We start from the raw sequence: 21211 nt of genomic DNA, 5'->3' as shown, positions 1-21211 counted from the left end.
CCCACGACGGCAAGAAGTGGACGCTGGACCGCCCGTTCGACCAGTGGCGCGACTCGCCGGACGGAACCACCCGGCTTCCCGCGGTGTAGCAAGGACATGAGAGCACGGCTCCTCCTGCTCGCCGGCGCGCTGCTGGCCGGCTGCTCGGCCGACCCCGCCGCGGCACCCGCGCCCACCTCGAGCGCCAGCAGCACTCCGGCGCCGCCGAGCACGCTCGCCCCCGGCGAGGCCTGCCCGGTGACCCACCCGAGCGTGTTCCGGCCGCCGGACGGGGTGGCACCGGGCTCGCTGTTCGGGTCGGCCACCTCACACGGCAACGGGACGCTGTGGGTGGGTGCGCTCGGACCGGACGGGGTGATCACGGCCGCCCCGGACTTCGTCGAGGCGGACGGCGCGATCGGCTGGAAATTGGGCTGGTGGCGGGCCGGCCGGGGCCGGTTGACCATCACCGGGCACCGGCTCGATGCGGCCGCTCCGCCGCTGCGCGCGGACGTTCCAGACGGTTACGGCGACACCGGTTTCCAGGCCAGCGGCGTCTACTTCCCGGCGGAGGGCTGCTGGGCGGTCACCGGTGACATCGGGACCGACCCGCTGACGTTCGTCACCCTGGTGCGCAAGCTCAGCCCTTGACCGCGCCCTGGGTGAAGCCGGCCACGAACTTGTCCAGGAACAGGTTGAACACGAACGCGATCGGCACGGCCACCAGGACCGTGGCGGCCTGCAGGGACTGCCAGAAGAACACGTCGCCGCGGACCAGCTGGGTGGGCACGCCGGTGCTGACCGGCATCGAGTCGGTGGGTGCCACGAACGCCAGCGCGTAGATGAACTCGCTGGCGGTGAGCGTGAAGGCGAACACAACCACCGCGACGATGCCCGGGAACATCAGCGGCACCACGGCGCGTACGAACGCGCCGAGCCGGCTGTAGCCGTCCACCATGGCCTGCTCCTCGATGTCCCGCGGAATCCCTTTGAGGAACCCCATGAGCAGCCAGATCGACACCGGGATGGTGATCGTCGGGTAGACCAGCACCAGGGACCAGGTGGAGTCCTGCAAGCCGATCGCCACCACCATCCGGGACAGTGACAGGAACAGCAGGCTCGGTGGCACCAGGTAGACCAGGAAGATTCCGATGCCGAGCGGCCCCGACCACGGCCGGTCCAGCCGGGCCAGCGCGTACGCCGCGGGCAGGCCGAGCACCAGCGTGATCAGCACGACCAGCACGCCAACCCACAGCGTGTTCCACGCGAAGGTCAGGTACGCGGTGTCGGTGAACAGGTAGGTGACGTGGTCGGGCGTCGGCGGCCGGTTGAAGATGAACGGGTTCTTGGTCGGGTCGTACAGGTCACGGTTCTGCTTGAACGAGGTGATCGCGCTCCACAGGAACGGCCCGGCGCACAGCAGCGCGGCGAGCACCGCGGCGACGTACACGCCGATCCGCCGCGCGACGTACTGGCGGTGGTGCTTGCGGCGCAACGCGCGCGCGGCCTCGGCGCCGGGGATCTCCTCGATGACCATCAGCCCACCTCGATCCGGCGCACCACGCGCAGGATGGCGATCGCGGCGGCGAGCAGCAGCGGGAACAGGAACAGCGCCACCGCGGCCCCCTGGGCCACGTCACCGCCCTCGATCCCGCGGTAGAACGCCCAGCTGGCAAGCACCTGCGTGGAGTCGTTCGGGCCGCCCCTGGTGAGCACCCGGACCACGGCCATGTCGGTGAACGTGAAGATCGCGCCGAACAGCGCCGACACGGCCACCACCGGCAGCACCATCGGGATGGTGATCTCGAACATCCGCCGCCAGTAGCCGGCGCCGTCCACCCTGGCCGCCTCGTCGATGTCCTTCGGGATCGCCACCAGCCCGGCGATCATGATGACCGCGGCGAGCGGGGTGAGCCGCCAGACGTGGACCGCGATGATCGAGCCCATGGCCAGGTTGGGCTCCCCGAGCCAGTACATGTTGTCGTTGGGCCCGAGGAACCCGAACAGCCGCAGCACCCAGTCGATCGGCGAGTAGATCGAGTCGAGCAGCCACAGCCAGGAGATCGACGACAGTGCCACCGGCGTGGTCCACGGCAGCAGCACCAGGAATCGCACCAGCCACTTGCCCTTGAAGTTGGCCACCAGAATGTTCGCCAGCACCTTGCCGAGCAACACGATCAGCACCATCGAGATGCCGGTGAAGATCAGCGTGTTGCCCAGCGAGCGCCAGAACACCGGATCGTCGAAGGCGCGCTCGAAGTTCAGCATGCCGACGTAGTCGTACGACGGGTCGCCGGCGCTGACGTCCGAGACCGCGAACGCGATCGCCAGCCCGAACGGCAGCGCGACCAGCGCGATGATGTAGATCACGCTGGGCAGCATGAAGGTCCAGGCGAGCGCGCCCTCCCGATCGGACAGTCGCCGCCGGGCGCCCGGCCGGACCGGCGGCTCCCGCCGCGCCGCCTGGGCCTGCTCGGTCGCGGTGGCCATGGTCAGCTCTCCAACCGCACCGGTGCGCTGGCGACCCCGCTGCCGGCGGCGAAGAACCGCAGCTTGCTGCCGTGCACCGCGAACTCGTGCGTCTCGCCGGCCACGATCGGCGTGTCCACAGTGGAGGGTAGGCGGGCCACGACCCTCGTCTCCTCGCCGATCCTGGTCACCGTGCCGTAGACGTGCCGGTCGCCGGACAGGTACTCGATCCGGTCGACGGCCAGCGGCATGGTGGCCCGGTCGTCGGAGCGCACGTTCTCGATCGGCAGCAGGTGCTCCGGCCGGAAGCCGACCAGGTGGCCGTCCCGCGGCACCAGGTTCATCGGCGGTGACCCGATGAACGTGGCGACGAAGGTGTCCGCCGGGTGGTCGTAGATCTCCACCGGCGGGCCGACCTGGCGCACCTGGCCGTCGGCAAGCACCGCTATCCGGTCACCCAGGCCCATGGCCTCGACCTGGTCGTGGGTCACGTAGATCGTGGTGATGCCGATCTCGTCCTGGAAGTGCTTGAGCTCGTCGCGCGCGCTGGCCCGCAGCTTTGCGTCCAAATTGGACAGCGGTTCGTCCAGCAGGAACACCTGCGGCTCCCGCACGAGGGCGCGGGCCAGCGCCACCCGCTGCCGCTCACCGCCGGACAGCTGCCGGGGCTTGCGGTCGAGCAGCCGCTCGATGCCGAGCATCTCGGCCGCCCTGCGGGCCTTGCGCACCCGCTCGTCCGGCGGCATGCCCGCGGCCTTGAGCGGGAACACGATGTTGGCCAGCACCGTCTTGTGTGGATACAGCGCGTAGCTCTGGAACACCATCGCGATCTTGCGGGCCCGCGGCGGCAGCCCGGTGACCACGTGCCCGTCGATCAGCACGTCGCCGGCGGACGGCTCCTCGAGGCCGGCGATCGTGCGCAGCAGCGTGGTCTTGCCGCAGCCGGACGGCCCGAGCAGCACGAGGTACTCGCGGTCCTCGGCGACCAGATCGACGCCGTCGATCGCGTGCACCTGCCCGCCGTCGAAATACTTGGCGAGCCCGACAACCTCAACGGTAGCCACGTCGTCGCCTCAGCCGCCGACGAGCCCGGCGCGGCGCCACTTGTCGAAGATCGCCGTCACCTGCCGCTCGGCGTCGGCGACCGCCTGCTGCGGGGACGCCTCGCCGCGCGCCGCCCTTGCGAACATGTTGGGGATGATGAAGGTGTTGAACACCTCGCCGATCGCGGTGCTGGACGGGCCGGGGTGGCCGATGTTGGCGCTCCACGGAACCGGGTCGGACAGCAGCTTGAGCTTGTCGGCCGGCTTGGCGCCGAACGGGTCGTTCTCCACCCACGCCTTGCGGTTGGGGGTCAGGTTGTCCCACGCGCAGAAGTCGTACAGCTTCGAGTTGTACGTCGCCGACGCGAAGTTCGCCGTGTAGTGCAGGAGGAACTCCTTGGCGTTGTCGACGCCCTTGGCGTGCTTGGGAATGATCCAGTTGTAGAGCACGTGCTGGGCGTGCAGCGCGGCCCTGGGGCCCTTGAGCGCGGGCACGAAGAACACGTCGTCGGCGACGGTGGGGTTGCTGCCCTGGGCGGTGCGCCAGGCCGAGATCGAGTTGACGATGTAGGACAGCTTGCCGGCGACCAGGCCCTGGTTGTTGCTGGCCGCGTTCCAGGAGAAGACCTCCGGGGTCATCGCGTCCTTGTACAGCTTGGTCATGTACTCGACGGCGGCCACGGTCTCGGGCGAGTTGAGCGTCACCTTCTCGTTCTCGTCCTGCTCGGAGGCGCCGTAGGACCACATCAGCGCGCGCAGGACCATGTTCGAGTCGATCTCCTGCGACATGCCGAGGCCGAGCTGGATGCCCTTGCTCTTCTTGATCTCGGCCGCGCCTTTGAGCAGGTCGTCCCACGAGCTCGGGCCGTTCGGGAAGCCGACCGGCTCCCACAGCGACCTGCGGTAGTTGCCCGGGTCGGGCGCCCAGCCGGGCGAGAACGCGTAGAACCGGCCGGTCGCCGGGTTGGAGCTGGACTTGCGGCACAGGTCCAGCTGCGGGCCCCACCGGTTGTTCGCCTCGTCGACGAGGTCCTTGAGGTCCAGCACGCTCGGCTCGTACTGGGACAGCGTGGCGATGTACTGGATGACGTCGTGCCCCTGCCCGGCCTGGATCTCCGCGGCGATCCGGGTGGGGATCTGCGCCTGGTCCACGTGGTCGACGGTCACGTTCACGCCGACCTTGCTGCCCCAGTCCTTGGCGAACTTGTCGAACCACTGGTCGTGGCTGGGTACGAAATGGCTCCACAGCAGGATCTTCAGCTCACCGGACAGCTTGCTGCGCGGATCGGTGAAGACCTCCTGGGGCGCGCCGGTCGCCGGGACGTTGGCGCCGCCCGGCCCGCCGCCCTCCTCGCTTGCGCACGCGGTTCCCGCTCCGACGGCCAGCGCGGCAACCCCGGCCGCCTTGAGCACGTCACGCCTGGACAGCTTGTCGTTCATCGCTCGCTCCTCCCTGCGGAGTACGAGGCACCGTAACGCCGCCGCGACGGGTATAACCAGCCCTTGTGATCGTTTCGCTACCCGCGGTTCAATCGATCAGGCCGCCGCGGTAGGCGACCAGCGCCGCCTGAACCCGGTTCACCGCACCGATCTTGCCGAGCACCGCCGACACGTAGCCCTTGACCGTGGCCTCGGACAGGTGCAACGCGTTGCCGATCTCCGCATTGGACAGTCCCTGCCCGATCAGCATGACCACCTCGCGCTCCCGCTCGGACAGCGACGCGAGCAGGCGGCGCGCCGGCTCGGCGGCCCTGGCCCCGTCGGCCACCGCGGACAGCACCCGGGCGGCGACCTTCGGGTCGAGCACCGCTCCGCCGCGGGCGAGGTCGCGCACCGCCTTGACCAGTTGGGTCGGCTCGGTGTCCTTGAGCAGGAACCCGTTGGCGCCGATGCGCAGCGCCTCCTGCACGTACTCGTCGACGTCGAACGTGGTGAGCATGGCGACGGCCGGCGGGTCGGGCAGGCCGCGCAGCCGGCGCAGCGCCGTCAGCCCGTCGGTCGTGCGCATCCTGATGTCGAGCAGCACCACGTGCGGCCGGTGCTGGCGGGCCAGGTCGGCGACGTACACCCCGTCGTCGCACTCGGCGATGACCTCGATGTCGCTTGCGCTCGACAAGATCGTTCGAAGTCCCGAGCGGACGAGGTCCTCGTCGTCCACCAGCATTACTTTGATCACTACCGCCTCACAGGGCTCGCCACGGTGAGATCTCATCTAGTTGCATACAGTATCCTATGCGGGTCGCAGCGCGTCGGTCAGCTTGACCCGCGCACCGCTGCGCACCACCGCATTACGGTAGATCCGGCCGGAGAGCCACACCAGCGCAGGGATCGTGACCAGCGCCAACGCCACCGCGAGGAACGCCTCCCACGCCGGGACGCCACCCATGGCCAGCCGCATCGGCATCAGCGTCGGCGCGAACAGCGGGATGATCGACAGCACCTCGCAGAGCCGGTTGCCCGGGTCCGACGGCAGAATCGAGATGCCCAGCACGTAGCCGAGGACCATCAGCATGATCGCGGGCGCGGTCACCCCGCCGACGTCCTCCTGGCGGGACACCAGTGCGGCCACCGCGGCCAGCATCAGCGCGTAGATCAGGAAGCCGAGGAGGAACCAGACCACCAGCCAGACCACGGTCCCGAACGCCGCCGACGCCGAGATCGTGAGCGCGCCGACGGCCAGCCCGGCGATCACCCCGACCGCCCCGACCACGGCCATCTGGATCAGCCCGACCAGGCCGATGCCCAGCACCTTGCCGGCCATCAGCTGCCACGGCCTGATCGTCGCGAGCAGCAGCTCGACCACCCGGCTGGACTTCTCCTCCACCACACCCTGGGCCACGGACTGGCCGTTGATCAGCAGGGACATGTAGATCAGGATCCCGGCGATGATGCCGAGGACGAGCTGCTGCGGCTGGTACGGGTACGGCGGCTCGAGCGACTCCACGTCCACGCTCGCGTTGGCGACCGCGGCGTTGACCTGGGCCGGGTCGCCGCCCAGCCGGACGATCTCCTGGTTGAGCGCGAGCTGGCCGGCCAGCACGTTGAGCGCGTTGCGCAGGCCCTGGTCGAGCTGCTTCTTCACGACCACCCGGATCCGCTGGCCGTCGCCGAGCAGCAGCGCGTCCAGCGAGCCGTCGGCCACCTGGGCGCGTCCGGTCGCCTCGTCCGGGACCTGCCTGGTGTCCACGCTCTGGTTGATCGAGCTCGCGGTGGCCTTGAGCGGAACCTCAAGCGCGCTCGTCCCGCCGGTGACGCCGACCGTCGCGTCCGCCCCGCCCGACACCAGCCGCATCACCACGGCGAACCCGATCAGCAGCACCAGGGTCACCCCGGTGGTGATGAGGTAAGCCTTGGAGCGCAACCGAACCGTCAACTCGCGCGCGGCGACCAGCCGGACCGCCTGCCAGGAGCTCAGGTTCATGCCAGCACCTCGCAAGCCCGGCAGCCGGCAGAACCCAGCCGAAAGTTCGCTCGTCCCTCGGCGACGGTGCGGTGCTGTTTGTTCGCTCCGCAAGCTCCGCTCATGCCGCCGCCTCCTCCTCATCGTTCTCCGTGACCACGTTGCGGAACAGCTCGGTCAGCGAGGGCTGGCGGCGGGTGAACTCGCGGACCGGCCCCGTGGCCAGCGCCGTCTGCAGCACCAGCTGGTCGTCGGCGCCGTGGTCCAGCTCGAGCACCACCTTGCTGCCCTCCCAGCCGCACAGCGTCACGCCGGGCAGGGCGTCGGCCCAGTCGGCGCCGGCCCGCGGGGCGTCCACGACCAGCCGGACGGTGGCGCCGGCGCGCAGCTCGTCCACCGTGCCGACGGCGACCATCTGTCCACTGCGGATGATCCCGACGCGATGGCAGAGCCGCTCCACCAGATCCAGCTGGTGGCTGGAGAACACCACCGGGATGCCCTCGGCCGCCTTCTCCAGCAGCACCTTGCTCATCACGTCCACGGCCACCGGGTCGAGGCCGGAGAACGGCTCGTCCAGCACCAGGATGCTCGGGTTGTGCACCAGCGCCGCGGCCAGCTGCACCCGCTGCTGGTTGCCAAGGCTCAGCTTCTGCACCTCGTCGTCGCGGCGCGCGGCCACCCCGAGCCGCTCGGTCCACGCCTCGACCTCGCGCTGCGCGGCCGTGGTGGACAGCCCGTGCAGCCGGGCCAGGTAGACCAGCTGCTCGCCGACCTTCATCTTCGGGTACAGGCCGCGCTCCTCGGGCATGTACCCGATGTGCCGCCGGGTCTCCAGGTTGATCGGCGCGCCACCCCACCGCACCTCGCCAGAATCGGCGGCCAGCACGCCGAGGGCGATCCGCATCGCCGTGGTCTTGCCGGCCCCGTTGCTGCCCACGAAGCCGAACAGCTCGCCGGCCCGGACGTCGAACGACGCGTCCCGCAGCGCCTGGACGTCGCCGTACCGCTTGCTCAGGTGATCGAACTCCAGTTTCCAGTCAGCCACGGGGCAATAGTGCCCGGTCACGAATCGCGCAGCGAACCCAGATAGAACTGTGTGCCCTGATCGTCCCGGCACGCGGCATGCCAACCGACCTTGTTGGTCTCCACCGGGTCCGCGGTTCCGCCGGCTGCGCGGACCGCGGCCACCGCCGCCTCGATGTCCGGGACCTGGAAGTACACCGAGATCGGCCCGGCCGCGCCGGCGCCGAACAACCCGCCCGGCGGCTCGATGTTGGCGATGTTCCAGCCGCGCGGATGGGTGCCCGTGGTGAACTCCCAGCCGAGCAGGGCGCCGTAGAACCGCTTCGCCTTCCCGTCGTCCGCGGTGGGGAGCACGAAGTAGAACAGGTCGCCGTCGCCCGGCTTCGCCGGGCCCGCGGGCGCGTAGTCCGCCGACGGCTGCCAGATTCCGAACCGGCCACCCTGGTCATCGGTGCACTCCGCGCTCCAGCCCGACGGGTACTCCCGGGGATCCGGCGCGCTGCCGCCGAGCTCCCGGATCCTGCCGACCGTGGCCTTCGCGTCCCGCACCAGGAAGCTGGCGTCGATGCGGGGCTCGCGTGCGCCGCCGCTGATCCCGCCGTGCGGCGACGACCCCTCGATGTGGTGGTAACCCTTCGGATCCTCGCCGTCACCGGTCCGCCAGCCGAGCGTCTTACCGTAGAACTCTTTGGCGCGCAACGCATCCGGCACGTGTACGACGAAGTAACCCAGCCCTTCGGGCACGAGGTGCTCCCTTCCCTATTCGGTCCACTGATGCAGCGCGAGCCGCCAGCCACCGTCCACCTTGACCAGAACACTGCTGACCCGCACGTGCCTCGGCGTGGTCATCTCCTTGTGCCACACCGTCGCGCGATGCGTCAGCACCGCCGTGTCGTCACCAAGGTGGACGACCCGCGGCTCGGCGATGTCGTACTTGACGTACGGCGGATGATCGCTCATGGCCGCGATACCCTCGGCCTTGGTATAGGTGTTGTCCCGCCCCGGAAAGATCATCAGCGCGTCCTCGGTGAGGTTGCGCTCGAAGAACTCGACGTCGCCCGCGCCGATCGCGTCGAGGAACTCCCCCAGCCGCCGCAACAGCGCCCGCTCGAGCGAATGCCGGGCGAACCCGGCGAGCACCCCGGCCCACTGCCCACCGGCCTCTTCGTCCGTCGCCCAACCCCGGTGCCGCAGCACCACCCGGGTGCCGGACTCCGTCGCCTCGAACCGCACCTCCACCTCGGCCCCCGCCGGCCCATAGCTGAACACCAGCCGCGGCGTCGGCTCCCACACCGTCACCCGCCCGACCTCGCGCTCCCCGTTGAGCAGCAACCGCCCGCCCGCGCCCGGCTCGAACCGCAACTCCCCCGGCCCGCGGAACAGATCGCGATGCCACCAGGCGGCCGTCTCGCCGGTGAACACCTCGAACGCGGTCGCCGGATCCACCTCCACCTCGACAACGGCCCCCGCCTCGTCCCTCACCGCGCCTCCCCCTTGCTCTCGGCATGCCGCTTGAACGCCCCCAACTGCTCCGTCCAGAACGCCTCCACCTGGTCCAACCACGCCCGCAGCGCCACGAACGGCTCCGCGTTCAGCCGGTACAACCGCACCCGCGCATCCCCCTCCACCAGTTCCACCCCCACCATCCCGGTAGCCCGCAACACCCGCAGATGCCGACTCATCGCCGGCCCACTCATCCCCACCGCCGCCGCCAACTCCCCCGCCCGCCGCGGCCCCTGCCCCAACAACTCCACAACCCTCCGCCGCACCGGATCCCCCAGCGCCCCGATCACCCCGTCCAAATCACTAACCACACTCCCAACTATTAACCCCACCGTTATCTATGTCAACCCCCTCATCCCGCCCGCTCCCCCAACCAACCCCACCCCCACCCGCTACGCTGTCCCCACCGCCCTCGTAGCTCAGGGGATAGAGCGCCCGCCTCCTAAGCGGTAGGTCGCAGGTTCGAATCCTGCCGGGGGCACCCAACAGAACTGCGACTTCCTGACCGGCAGGTTCACCGTTCGTCGTTGAGGGTTCGGCGCGACTGCGGTTGTAGCCAGGTTCGGTGGGCCATCTTGGGAGCCGGTTTCCGCGTCGGAGTCACTCTCGGTGGGGTGCTGCGGCGGCAGCGCTGTTACGCCGTGATGGCGAAGGCGGCTTCGTAGCCTGCGGCTTGTAGGTCTTCGTAGACAGTTGTTGGTGCGACCCGGTCCAGCGGTGGCCGAGCAGTAGGGCAAGGCCCATCGGTCCGGCGAGGAATAGGGGTACGCGCGAGTACCCACGCACTTCGCGGCGTACGGCGTCGCGGATGCCGACGGCGAGCGCGCATGCGTCGGCGGGGCCGCGTACCGCGTTGTCTCGTGGCCCGCCAGATGGAGTGGCAACAAGTCGCCCGGCGGGAAGGTCGCGATCGCGCAGAAAGGACAGGACGTCGTCCGTGATCGGTGTGGCGATCTCGATGGCGACACCGAGGTCGGCTCCGAGCCCGAGGTCGTGAGATGTGACGGTTGGCGTGCTGGGCGCGTCGTAGGCGCCGTCCGAGGACCACAGATCGCCCCGCTGTACGACGGCGAGGTCGGTGTTGTGACCATGCGCAGGGCCGCGCCGGCGGCGAAGGCGGTTGCTCGCCGCAGGCTGCCGGTGATGACGACGCTCGCGGCGCCACCGAGATGGCCGGGAATGTTCTCGATCTCGGTTTGCAGGTCGGCCCAGGTGGCGGGGGCTTGGGGCGCCGCTTGCTGTAGGCGTCGAGGCCGTCGAACCGGTCGACCCAGTCCAGTGCGTGGTGCGCCTGGTGGGCGACGGGGTCGGGCTTGAGAGTGGCGATGGATATCACGGTGCGCGCGGGCCCGGCGTGTAGGTGATGTTCGTCCACGGCGTGCTTGATGGCGTCGAGGTCGAGTTCAGGTGCTGTTGCCGCCGCTGGATCATCGACAGCAACGGCTCAATCCGCTCCCCCAGCACATCCGCGCAATCCACGGCAACTGCTCACCCTTTGCGCGCCGGACAGTCCTACCAACCAGGATCAACACCACGCAAGACGCAAGATAATTTGTTAGGACCTCTAGGTCAGGTCAGGGCAGGCTGATCTCGTCGAACGCCGCCGGAGTCGAGTTCGTTCTGGCATGATGGTTACTCGTGCCGTTCAGGCGCTGGCTTAGCGTTGTCATCCCCGTGGTGTGTCTGACCGCGTTCGCGATCTGGCTGGTCCTTCAGTTCTCGCAGGGTGATTTGGACCGGGGCGACAAGTTGGCCAGCATTGTCAGCATGTCGGTCACGCTCTTCACGCTTCCGCTGAGCGTGCTGGCGATTGTTGTGACGGTCCGCCAGGGTCAGCCGGCTCGGGCGGTGCTTACTCTGGCCGAGCGGCTTGATGAGATGGCCGAGGCGCTGGCCATTTCGGTGCGTTGCCAATGGGAGGCCGAGGAGCAGGTCCGCCGTATCCACGATCCGTTCCCGCTGCCGGTGCGCTGGTCCACCGCCCCGGAGCACCTGATGGATCACTGGCAGACCATTCGCGGCCAGCCGCACCCGCTCGTGTTGGACGGCCACGGCGATCACATCGTGGACACGTTCGACCGGATCCCGTCCGGCCGGTTGGTGGTCCTGGGCCGCGCCGGCGCCGGCAAGACCATCCTCACTTCGCGCTTTGTCCTCACCTTCCTGGCAACTCGCCCGCTGCCGGTTCCGGTGATCTTCTCTCTCGGCTCCTGGGATCCCAGCACTCAGTCGCTGCGTGCCTGGCTGGTTGACCAGCTGATCGCCACCTATCCGATCCTTGCTGAGCGCGACTCCAGCGGCGCGACGGTTGCCGACCAGCTGCTCACCACCGGCCGCGTCCTTCCGGTGCTCGACGGTTTCGACGAGATCAGCGAAGGCCTGCGGGTCGACGCGATCAACGCGATTAATCTGGGGCTGCGACCCGGCGACCGGTTGTTGTTGACCAGCCGTCCCGATGAGTACGCGGCCGCCGTGCGATCCGGGGACGTACTCACCGCTGCCGCGGTGGTGCGCCTGGAGGACCTTACGATCGCCGATCTGGCCGGCTATCTCCCGCTCACCACTCGCAAGGTTCATAGTGGGCGGAACAAGTGGGAGCCGGTCCTGGACTACCTGCGCGCCGGGCCCTCGCCCCTGTCCGAGGTGCTCTCCACTCCACTGATAGTCGCCCTGGCCCGAGCCATCTTCAGCGACACCAACGCCAACCCAACCGAGCTCCTGGGCGTCACGTCGGCCACCGAGCTCGAAGACCGCCTGCTCGCCAGGTTCGTCCCCGCCGTCTACTCCAGCAACCGCGACGTGAGCCGGTGGTTCGGCTTTCTCGCCGCCCACCTGGACCGGCTCGGCACCTACGACCTGGCCTGGTGGCGGCTGGTGCTGGCCGTCCCTCGGGTCGTGTTCGCTGTGCTGTCCGGCGCCCTGCTCACTCTGGCGACCTGGTGGACGACCGGGTTGCCAGCTTTGTTGAGCGGGATGCCTGATGCGTTGCGCGACACCTGGTTGCGGGCGAGCCTGGCAGCCGGTCTGCTCGCCGGCGTGGCCAGCGGTGTCGTCGTCGGCCAATTTCGCACTCTGCGCCCCGCGCCGGTCAGGATGCGGTTCGAGATCCGCGGCAGGCTCCAGCACCTCCCTCGGGCCATAGCCCAACACCTGCGCAGCTGGCGAGGCCCGATCTGGTTCGCCGTCTGGGCTCTTTGTGGCCTGCTGTTTGGGTGGGCCGCCCAAACGATCAGCGGCTTGGCGATCAGCATTCCGTTGGGCATCGCGGCCGGCACGGTCATCGGGGCCGGTATCGGGCTCGTCGCCATGGCGATGCGTTCCCTCAGCATCTGGGTTGATCCCACGGACACGGTAAGCCCGGCGGAATTCCTGCACGCCGACCGCGCCACCGCACAGCGTGACGGGCTCACCTTCGGCATCGGTAGCTCGACAGTGCTGTGGCTGGTGACAGGCCTGGCTTTCGAGCCCGCGTCGGGCATGCCGTTCGCCGTCGCCTACAGCCACGGATTGTGGGCACTCAACTGGCTCGTCATCGCCGCCGGCGGCATGTCGATCTGGATGCTGTTCGGCACCGCATGGGGCCCATGGCTCATCGCACGGTTCTGGCTGGCACTGACCGGGCGGCTACCGTGGACGTTAATGGCATTCCTGGCCGACGCGCACCAGCGCGGCGTACTGCGCCAGGCTGGCGGGGTGTATCAATTCCGACATGCCCGCCTTCAGGATCATCTCGCTGCGCCCGGCGAGTACCGCCCAGGGCATTCTTCGACGCCGGAAAGTGACCCAAGCTAACCGGTGACCTGAAATCAATCAGCCGCTAACCAGCGCCATTCACCGTGCCCACACGCATCAAGTTACCGACACACCACCAGTTGTATTGGCGATGAGCGGTTGAACATAACCGATATTCCAGGAATGGCTGTCGACGGCACCCCCGCCCGCATCGAGACGCTTAGCTCTGCGACGAGAATATTTGAGCGACTCATACCCAGGCAGGTTGTAACGCAAAGTCACTGGGCATTGGTGGAATACGAGCCGCTATGCCCTATGAGGGGTGCACCGCCAGAATTTCGGTGGCTATGACGCGTCCTGGAGGCGTGTCAACCTGGCCAGTTGCCATTCGTAGCTTTCTGGTGCGTCACCGACAGCGATCCCGATATCTTGCTTGGCAACCTCGTAGAATTCCCGCCGGGTGCGGCTGACGGCATCCAAGGCGTCTGCCCACGTGCCCTCGATGGGTTCCCCCTCCGCGACACGCTGCAGACGGAACACGCTGTTGTGCCAGGCCCGAGCGGCGACCACCGTACGGTCCGTGCCGAGCAGAAGCACAGCCTCCCACTTCATCGTGCGCTCCTCCTCCGCCGCGACCAGCGCGGGCATGCCCTCCTCAGGAGAAAGCCGGTCGTTGTAGGGGTGAACACCCCGATGCGCGGCTATCCGGACGCACAGGGAGATCACCTTCTTGACCGCGTGGGCGTACTCGGCATATGCGCTGAGCCGGCGGTCGTCCCAACGAACAGCCTGGGCTCGGCGCCATCGCGCACGCTCAGCTGCGGAGGTGACGGCAAAGGTGGCCAACGCGCCGACGAGCACTCCGACCAGCGCCGGCAACTGCTGTAGGAACGACTGCACCCGTCAAGCTCCCTTCGCGGCCACCCAACTCTTGGGTCCCACACCTGGAGATCGTCATGCCACGTAGCGTCGCTACGCTCCTGACTCGATCGGGCGGACAACACGGAAGGCGGGAGCCACGAACGAAACACTCCACCTGGCGAAATGCCGATTGCACATGATCGCATCACCAACTCGGCCAATTTCTGGGTGTAAGAAGCTCGATGTCAGGGCGCCCGAGGCAGGTAGCGCTGTATCATCGCTTCGTTCTCCTCACGGTAGCCCATCTCGATCAAGAGGCACCAATGTCGTCGTCGGACCCAACGCAGCGGGACGCGTCGAGTAGTTGGCCTGCGGTGATCTTGTCAGCGGTAGCGGCCGTGGTCTACTACCCCTTGGTGACATTCGGGCCTGGATGGTGGCGCGGGACCGGGCTGCCGGACATGGACCCGCCATTCGATCTCGAGTGGTTGCACAACCTTTTCGCCTGGACTGCCGAGCACGTCGGGCTGATCCTGCTCTTGCTGTTCGGAGCGACGATCGTCTTGCTCCCCATCACGACAGCCCTGGTCACGATATTCAACGCGGGACGCGCCGCGCTCAACAGCGCGCGGACGATCGCGTCGGCCGTCCCTGTCGGCGCGTTGGCCGCCGTGCCGGTATTGGCCGTCGGATGGTTCGTGCTCACGCAGATCGCCGCGTTGATCGCCCCGTTCCTCGGGATGTACCACGGAGAAGCCACCCCTGCCGTGCCGTAGGCGTAGCACTGCAGCCTGCCTGACGTCGCAACGTTACAAAGTTGCCTCGTACATCCAAGTCGAGGTCGGCAACTACGTCGGCTTGTTGTTGCCCCAGCTCGGACCGTCGACGCTGACAAGCACGCCGCACGGCTGCTCAGAACAGGGCCGGAGGTTCATCCTGGGCGCCAGCTTTGGCTGGTGCGATGTCGCCCGGCTCGATCTAGCGATTGTCGCCTCGAGCGGCATGCCACAGTCACCCCAAGAACGCGGTGTCGAGATGATATGGCTCGTGTTGGTGGCAGCTGGGTTGGCCGTCGGTGCCGGTGACCGTAGCGGCGAACGTCTCTCGGCTGGGCCGGCACTGGCGGGATAGCGGCCACGCAGTCCCTATTGCGAGGCGACCGCTGGTAGTTCTACCGTCCCTGATCTAGTGCCGAGGCTGTGGAGTTGGGTTCGGTGGCCCGACATGGCGCATGGCTTTGGACAGGGCGACCAGCTCGCGCACGTCGGCGTCCAGGCCGTCGACGGCGGGGATAGCCACCGGTACTGCCTGGTTCGGCGCGGTGTTGCCGGTGGCCCGTGCTTGTAGGGCGTCGCGTAGCCGGTCGGCCAGCGAGGTGGTGTCGTCGTTGCTGGTGGGTGTGAGGTAGGGGCTGATCCGGACCAGTCCGTCGCGGCATTCGATGACGCGGCGGTAGTAGCGGCGGTGCACCCCGTGCAGGCTCACCTTGTCGCGCCACCGGCCGGCCGGCATCTGGTTGAGCGTGTCTTCGGGGAACTGCTGGTGCAGCAGGGTCCATAGTGGTTCGAGATGGTGGTACGTCCGTCGGTGGTGCCACCAGACGCGCAGGGCGGCCAGGCGCATGCATATCGCCGGGTAGGCGAAGCCGATCATGAAGACTGCGGTGCCGGGAATTATGGCCCACAGCCCCAGGGGATACACCCAGCGTGGCACGGCCAGGCCGGCCCATTGGGCGGTGGTCGCCAGCACGAACACCACCTCGCCCACTGCCAGCGCCGCCAGGCCCACCGAGGCCAGTGCCAGCCCGTGCCGCAACCGGGGCTCGGCTCCCTGGGCGTAGCGGCGGGTCCACCACACCGCGGTGGCGCAGGCGTAGCCCAGGTACAGGTTCGGGGCCAGGTAGAACACCGCCACGGTGGGCTCGGGCGGTGTGGCCGCAGCCCCGGGTGCGGCATAGGCCAGTGTGGCGGCGGCGGTGTGCAGGTCGGCCGGCATCCCCACGGTGGCGACGAGCTCCAGCACCGCCGCAACGGTCAGCGGGATCGCCTGCCGCATGGCCTGCCGGCGCGCCTGGTCTCGGTCCAGCGCGGAGAACAGGTAGAACGCGATCAGGCTGTAGCCGCCGATGAGCATGCCCAGGTGCTGGGCCAACCGGGCTATGAGTGGTGCGACGCCGAGCATGATCGCACCGGCGGTGGCGGTCGCGCTGAACAGCACCGTCAAGATGAACGACGCGACCGTGACCGTGATCGCGCGCAGCGGCACATTACCCGGCGCGCGGACCAGCAGGTACACCAACACCGCAAGCACCAGGCAGGTCGCGACGGCCTGCACCATGTTCAATACGGTCACAGCGTTCAATACGGTCACAGCCAACCCATCCGATCACTCAGCGCGGTGCCCATCCGCTGCGCCACCACGTCCGCCGAGGCCGGCCGGGCGACCCGGTCGAGCACCGACGCCCACTGCAGGATGATTGTGGCCACCAGCTCGGCCTCGCGCTCCTGGTCGGTGTCGTAGGACGTGCGGCGCAACGCCCGACGCACCGCCTCCGGCGCCAGATCGGGGAACTCCTCCGGCACCGCATCCGGCTCCCGGCCGGAGTACAGCTCGGCGAACAGCCCGTCATCCGCCTCGTCGCTGCAGTGCCCGGCCAGGATGTGCCCCAACTCATGCAGCACGATGTGACCCTGATGCGCCGGGCTGGTGTGCTGCTGATAGAGGATGTAGTCCGTGGCGGTGGTGGCGATCCATACCCCGAACGGCCCTGGCACCGGGATGGGATGCGGGATCAGCCGGATCGGCCGGCCCCGCTGCTGCCCGACGCGCCGGCACAGCTCAGTGACGTCCAGCGGCGGGCGGATGTCCAACGCATTGAGCAAGGCGCGGCACCGCTGCCGCAGCACGCGCTCCCTCACCGGCACTCCTTCAGACCATGGTCTCGGCCCACCGCCTGCTCCTCGCGGTACACCACGTTGAGCAACTCCATCACCAAACGCCGCCGCTGCGGGGACAGCTGCCCGGCACGCATAGCCATCAGCTGCACGTCATCGCGGCCAGCCAGTTCGTCGAGCCGCCGCTGCTCGGCTCGCAGCTTGTCCAGTTGCTGGTTGACCCGATCGGTCACCTCGTCGTCGAAGAAGTAACTGACCGGAACACCGAAGAACCCGGCCAGCGCATGCAGATGCTTGTACGTCGGATTATCCTTCTTGGACTTACGCAGCTGCCAGATATAACTCTGCGAGATTGTGGCCTCGCCCCGCGCGCAGATCGCCGCGGCCACGTGCTCATTGCTGAACTCCTGACCATCCCGCGACGGGTAGCGCGCGAACAGATCATTCAGCTTATCGGCCAAACCCCGACCTGCGCTCGTCCTGTCCACCATCACAACCCTCTCCAGCAGCCGACACGCTTCCACTACCGTTTCACTACCGTGAAATTCCGTTACAGTAGAGGCCTATTCATGAGACGACGCGCGTGTCGCCACTCAGCCTATGACTCCACCAAACACGAGATCAAGCAGGCAGGTCAAAGTCTCAATCAGGTCAACTTTAGGATGATCGCGTCATGCCTCGGTATGACACACACCAAGATGCGTCGTCACCCCCGGATCTGTCCACCACCTTGCCGGTGATCGATCATGCACACGTAGACAGTCGACGGAATCTGGAACATCCGTCGCTATTATGTAGAATTCTGTTGCACGACATATGGCAGTGGCGGGGTGAGGCCGCTGGCCGACACCGGCGACGCAGCATTATTCAGTGTGTATACGGGCGGGTTGGTGGGCACTGCTGCCGAGCAGACCGCCCAAATATATGGCGCCGAGCACTATCAACGTCTCACGCGGTGCTCGAAGCAGTAATGGCACGACTTCGCCAGACACTACCCTAAGCATATGTCCTGCGCCAGACACGAGATCACGTACACGCGCTGGAGCATCGATCAAATCGGCGTTCACATCCGTGTCGGCGCAGATGGACATTGCCCTGAAGGCGCCCAGAGGACCATGTCCGCTGTCCATTCTCTCGCTGCAGGCCATGGGTGAGAACGAACCGGCAAATCTCGCTCCAAGTGGGGCCGCCGCCACAAAACTTCACTCAAGCGGATGAACATTCGTCATTTATCCTCCGTTGCGGGGAGGGTGAAAGTTGATTCGACCAGTCTGCTCCGGCCGAACACCTGGGGGTGCTGCTGGAGGCAGCGGTCGCCAGCGACGAGCGAGGTGGCACGGCAGCCCAACCGTTCAGTGCGAGACTGCTGGTTCCGTGGTCTTGCGTCGGCGCTTCTTGGTCTTGCTGGTTTCGGTCTGCGCTTGCGCGAAGGCGACGAGGACGTGGTCGGGGATGCGCCCACAGTCGGCCAGGTCGTAGCCGTTCTGCCGGGCCCACTCGCGGATGGCCTTGGTCTGTTCACGGTCGGTCGGACTGGCTGCTGACGTGGTGCCGCTGGCTGTACCGCGCTTGAGGCGGCCACCCGTGCGGCGGGCTGCGGCGATGTAGTCACCCAGGCTGACGCGCAGTCGGGTGGCGTTGTCGTCAGTGAGGTCGATCTCGTCGTGGACACCGTCAACGCCGAAGGCGGCGGTGCTGATGTCGTCGGAAGTGGTGCCGTCGAGGTCGTCGACCAGTTCGACGGTGACTTTCTGGGCCATGGGATACCTCGATCTGAAATTGGCCGAAACGCCGATGAGCCACAGTGCGTCCCGGCGCAGCGGTGGGGTCCCTGTGAGACGAGCATACGACCAGGTTCACCGGACCGGCTGCGGCAGGGCTGTGCCCACCGTGGCGAGCGCGAGAACCCACCGATCGTGGCACGGTAACCCGATCGAGTCTCACCCAAGCATCTTTTATTGCTACTAGCTGTACGTCTCCAGCCAGATTGGGTTGATAACCATCAAACCCATTCGGAGATGGTGGATTCGCTGGAACGGGGAGTATTCTCAACCGACACTGGCACAGTCAGTGCATCCGGCCGGCGCACCGCGTCTACCGTGTGTGGCTACCACTCGCTGCAGGTCAACTAGTAGTGTGAGCGGTGGGGATGGGCATCGGCACGATGAATCGCTATGAGTAGGAGGTGACCATGACCAGCATGAAGACCAGCCCGCCGCATTCACTCGATATGAGTGCAGCTGTCCATCCCACGGGGGATTCGGGTTCGCTGCCGTCCGACTTGACGGACGAAAACGATGCCGTACCCGTGGCAGACACGAAACCGACATACCCGACGACTCCAGTACACGCCCCCGCTTCGGCAGCCCACAACGACAACCCAGCGGCATCCCGGCCCACGCGGCAGCGCATCGTGCTCCATCCCCGACCATCCTCAACTCCGCGGCCGGCGCCCGGACCGACTCCGCAGCACCAGGAGCGTCCGCAGCGCGGCGGCCGCCACCGCGCGCCCGAACCCGTCTGGTATGCGCCGGTGGTACATCGGCTGCCGCCCTGGTCCGTCCTGGTGCGTGTAGCGCTGCTGCTCGGTGTCCTGCTCATCGTCGGCGTCGCGGTCGCTGACGGTGTTGACCGACTTTCCTGGTAGCACTGCCTGCCAGGCTTGAGACGTGCCCACCCTCCTGATCGCGACGTTGGTCATCGGATATCCCCCAGTCTGGCGCCTGGTCCAACCTGCTGCTGGCAATTAACGTGTCCCCACACGCTGCTCGAGCGCGACGCGTTCTCATACTCAACGGGGTGGGGGTCGCGACGATTGGTGATCGGTCCGAGGGCAGGTCGTCGCCGCCATAGCGCTGTGATGAGGGCAACCCTCGGTGCCGTGTGCGGAACATCTGGTCCGGTGTGCCCGCTTTCTGCACGGTGCTCAGTCGGGAAGTGAGGGTTTTGGGCATGACCGCGCAACCGGCGCGCACGGCCGGCAACCGCGCTGTACCACCTCTACGTACTGTTCTTCCTCGCCGGCGCGACGATGTTCCGCGTGCTGGCGATCTCCTACCACCGGCGCCACGGCACCGGCTGGACCTGGGCCGCGATCGGGATCCTGGCCGCACCCACGCTGCTGGCCGTCGTCTTGGTCGTCATTCCCAGCATCCTGGCTCATCTCGACCTGCTGCCGTCGTAACCGGCAGCGGCAAGGACAACCCCGATCGGACACAGGACTACGAGCTCATCATGATCCGTCTCGCTGTCCCGATGGTGTCTACCCGCCGGAAGAGGCTTTGATCCAGGTAGCGAGGGTATTCGTCATGTGACAAGGGAGGTGACCGGTGGCCGCGATCGTGTCGAGTCCCATTGCTCTGTGGATCTTTGTGGCGATGCTCTTGGGCTGAGTGCCTTCCTCGGTACGCATGGTTCACCCGCTACCGGATGAACTGGGATGAGTGGCTGCGTAAAATGGTCTAACAACCGCGGCAACACTGAACCGCCGCCTCCAGATGACGGACCCGACCCGGTAGACCGGTGAACGTTCCCGCACGGCACCTACTCCTCGAAAATTCCGCTTGGTTTCATGGACCCGTTCCCCAGCCGTAGCTGTGAGATCGACGATCAGTCCCCAGCCGGACAACGGTAGCCTGCCGGGCTGACCAAACCCGCGGTCACCAGCCGATGAGCCGTCCGCGTCGCCATGGACGGGTTGACGCCCAACTCGTCGGCGACCCCAGTCAGGAAACATCTACCCGCTCCCGTCATGTCTTCCAGGTCCAAGCGAGTGCTGGGTGTTCCTCTCCGGTGGATCGGGGTTGTTGAAGACGGCGTGCCGAGGTAGCCGATCGGCGCGGCGTGTGCTGGGCCGGTGCCAGGGAAGTGGGTGCCACGTTAAGGGGTGCTGCCACGGCGGGTGGTGTGGTCCGGCGCCACTGCGAGTGGTGTGGCGTTGTGCCACGGTGCGGGTCGGTACCGGCGGGTTTCAGGGGTTAGGTTGGTACATGTCGAGCACCTGTAATCGCGGGTGAATTCGGCGGGTCTGTTCGTTCTATCGGCGTTCGGCATCGCGTGGGTGACGGTGCCGAACGCTCATTTTTCTTGACCCGCAGCCCGCGTGGCGGTTTCGCGCGGCCATTTTCCGGGTGGTTCGGAGCAGACCGAAAATGTGGAGACCCGGGACGTCGAATCCGAGTGCGTCCCGGCTCCATTGGCCTACGCGGTCGACGCGCTGGTTCCCACACCGATGATGGTCCGCGGCCGCGGTCGCGTCGTCGCTGCGTTTGATGATCTGCAGCACGATCTTGAGGCGAGTGTGGGTC

Annotated in this window: 21 protein-coding genes and 1 tRNA gene; 5 read left to right on the top strand and 17 right to left on the bottom strand. The window is 67.3% G+C overall.

Annotated features, from left to right (window positions below; all coding sequences use genetic code 11):
* Nucleotides 1-96: 96 nt before the first annotated feature.
* Nucleotides 97-630 (top strand): hypothetical protein, encoded by a 534-nt coding sequence (locus tag VGX25_RS04985; RefSeq protein ID WP_326916397.1) that lies wholly within the window; start codon nt 97-99, stop codon nt 628-630.
* On the opposite strand, the gene VGX25_RS04980 is transcribed toward VGX25_RS04985, so the two are convergent.
* The 10 genes from VGX25_RS04980 to VGX25_RS04935 all read right to left on the bottom strand — a co-directional run bounded on the left by VGX25_RS04980 (nt 620) and on the right by VGX25_RS04935 (nt 9728).
* On the bottom strand, nt 620-1516 hold the full coding sequence (locus tag VGX25_RS04980; protein ID WP_326916396.1) for a carbohydrate ABC transporter permease: 897 nt from the start codon (nt 1514-1516) through the stop codon (nt 620-622). The genes VGX25_RS04985 and VGX25_RS04980 overlap by 11 nt on opposite strands.
* A complete protein-coding gene (locus VGX25_RS04975) occupies nt 1516-2469 on the bottom strand; it encodes a sugar ABC transporter permease (protein WP_326916395.1) in 954 nt (317 codons plus the stop codon). Before VGX25_RS04975 ends, VGX25_RS04980 begins: the two co-directional genes overlap by 1 nt.
* A 2-nt stretch (nt 2470-2471) precedes the next feature.
* On the bottom strand, nt 2472-3512 hold the full coding sequence (locus VGX25_RS04970) for an ABC transporter ATP-binding protein (RefSeq protein ID WP_326916394.1): 1041 nt from the start codon (nt 3510-3512) through the stop codon (nt 2472-2474).
* A 9-nt stretch (nt 3513-3521) separates the two neighbouring features.
* Entirely contained in the window at nt 3522-4931 is a 1410-nt protein-coding gene (locus tag VGX25_RS04965; RefSeq protein ID WP_326916393.1) for an ABC transporter substrate-binding protein, read from the bottom strand.
* A gap of 88 nt (nt 4932-5019) precedes the next feature.
* Nucleotides 5020-5667, bottom strand: a complete 648-nt coding sequence (locus tag VGX25_RS04960; protein ID WP_326916392.1) for a response regulator transcription factor — start codon at nt 5665-5667, stop codon at nt 5020-5022.
* A 54-nt stretch (nt 5668-5721) separates the two neighbouring features.
* On the bottom strand, nt 5722-6912 hold the full coding sequence (locus VGX25_RS04955; protein WP_326916391.1) for an ABC transporter permease: 1191 nt from the start codon (nt 6910-6912) through the stop codon (nt 5722-5724).
* A gap of 100 nt (nt 6913-7012) precedes the next feature.
* The gene (locus VGX25_RS04950) at nt 7013-7936 is read right to left on the bottom strand and encodes an ATP-binding cassette domain-containing protein (protein WP_326916390.1); all 924 of its coding nucleotides are present in this window, start codon (nt 7934-7936) and stop codon (nt 7013-7015) included.
* Nucleotides 7937-7953: 17 nt separating this feature from the next.
* Complete coding sequence (locus tag VGX25_RS04945; RefSeq protein WP_326916389.1) at nt 7954-8658, bottom strand: VOC family protein; 705 nt, start codon at nt 8656-8658, stop codon at nt 7954-7956.
* A gap of 15 nt (nt 8659-8673) precedes the next feature.
* Nucleotides 8674-9396 carry a DUF4440 domain-containing protein gene (locus tag VGX25_RS04940; RefSeq protein ID WP_326916388.1) on the bottom strand — a complete coding sequence of 241 codons (723 nt, stop codon included), beginning with the start codon at nt 9394-9396 and terminating at the stop codon, nt 8674-8676.
* A complete protein-coding gene (locus VGX25_RS04935; RefSeq protein ID WP_326916387.1) occupies nt 9393-9728 on the bottom strand; it encodes a metalloregulator ArsR/SmtB family transcription factor in 336 nt (111 codons plus the stop codon). Before VGX25_RS04935 ends, VGX25_RS04940 begins: the two co-directional genes overlap by 4 nt.
* A 97-nt stretch (nt 9729-9825) precedes the next feature.
* Between VGX25_RS04935 and VGX25_RS04930 the strand changes: the two genes are divergently transcribed.
* Nucleotides 9826-9898: transfer RNA gene (locus tag VGX25_RS04930), tRNA-Arg, on the top strand.
* A 119-nt stretch (nt 9899-10017) separates the two neighbouring features.
* Here VGX25_RS04930 and VGX25_RS35605 read toward each other — a convergent pair.
* Complete coding sequence (locus VGX25_RS35605; protein WP_414635715.1) at nt 10018-10629, bottom strand: SAVED domain-containing protein; 612 nt, start codon at nt 10627-10629, stop codon at nt 10018-10020.
* A 426-nt stretch (nt 10630-11055) separates the two neighbouring features.
* Here VGX25_RS35605 and VGX25_RS04925 point away from each other — a divergent pair, with 426 nt between their 5' ends.
* Nucleotides 11056-13209: an NACHT domain-containing protein gene (locus tag VGX25_RS04925; RefSeq protein ID WP_326916386.1), complete on the top strand. Its 2154-nt coding sequence runs from the start codon at nt 11056-11058 to the stop codon at nt 13207-13209.
* Between the two features lie 285 nt (nt 13210-13494).
* Here the strand turns inward: VGX25_RS04925 and VGX25_RS04920 are convergent, their stop codons facing one another.
* Nucleotides 13495-14049 carry a hypothetical protein gene (locus VGX25_RS04920; RefSeq protein WP_326916385.1) on the bottom strand — a complete coding sequence of 185 codons (555 nt, stop codon included), beginning with the start codon at nt 14047-14049 and terminating at the stop codon, nt 13495-13497.
* Nucleotides 14050-14471: 422 nt separating this feature from the next.
* Here VGX25_RS04920 and VGX25_RS04915 point away from each other — a divergent pair, with 422 nt between their 5' ends.
* Complete coding sequence (locus tag VGX25_RS04915; RefSeq protein ID WP_326916384.1) at nt 14472-14786, top strand: hypothetical protein; 315 nt, start codon at nt 14472-14474, stop codon at nt 14784-14786.
* A 409-nt stretch (nt 14787-15195) separates the two neighbouring features.
* On the opposite strand, the gene VGX25_RS04910 is transcribed toward VGX25_RS04915, so the two are convergent.
* The 5 genes from VGX25_RS04910 to VGX25_RS04890 all read right to left on the bottom strand — a co-directional run bounded on the left by VGX25_RS04910 (nt 15196) and on the right by VGX25_RS04890 (nt 19605).
* Nucleotides 15196-16347 (bottom strand): MAB_1171c family putative transporter, encoded by a 1152-nt coding sequence (locus tag VGX25_RS04910; protein WP_326916383.1) that lies wholly within the window; start codon nt 16345-16347, stop codon nt 15196-15198.
* Nucleotides 16348-16376: 29 nt separating this feature from the next.
* On the bottom strand, nt 16377-16928 hold the full coding sequence (locus VGX25_RS04905) for a hypothetical protein (protein ID WP_326916382.1): 552 nt from the start codon (nt 16926-16928) through the stop codon (nt 16377-16379).
* The gene (locus tag VGX25_RS04900) at nt 16925-17365 is read right to left on the bottom strand and encodes a helix-turn-helix domain-containing protein (RefSeq protein WP_326916381.1); all 441 of its coding nucleotides are present in this window, start codon (nt 17363-17365) and stop codon (nt 16925-16927) included. Before VGX25_RS04900 ends, VGX25_RS04905 begins: the two co-directional genes overlap by 4 nt.
* 891 nt (nt 17366-18256) lie before the next feature.
* On the bottom strand, nt 18257-18664 hold the full coding sequence (locus tag VGX25_RS04895; protein ID WP_326916380.1) for an Lsr2 family protein: 408 nt from the start codon (nt 18662-18664) through the stop codon (nt 18257-18259).
* Nucleotides 18665-19338: 674 nt separating this feature from the next.
* The gene (locus VGX25_RS04890) at nt 19339-19605 is read right to left on the bottom strand and encodes a hypothetical protein (RefSeq protein ID WP_326916379.1); all 267 of its coding nucleotides are present in this window, start codon (nt 19603-19605) and stop codon (nt 19339-19341) included.
* A gap of 330 nt (nt 19606-19935) precedes the next feature.
* On the opposite strand from VGX25_RS04890, the gene VGX25_RS04885 reads away from it, so the two are divergent.
* Nucleotides 19936-20088, top strand: a complete 153-nt coding sequence (locus VGX25_RS04885; RefSeq protein WP_326916378.1) for a hypothetical protein — start codon at nt 19936-19938, stop codon at nt 20086-20088.
* Nucleotides 20089-21211 lie beyond the last annotated feature (1123 nt).

The organism is Actinophytocola sp. (assembly GCF_035942955.1).
Classification (GTDB): Bacteria; Actinomycetota; Actinomycetes; order Mycobacteriales; family Pseudonocardiaceae; genus DASYTH01.
Note: the sequence above shows the minus strand (reverse complement) of the source record. Positions and strands in the feature narration are given on the sequence as shown.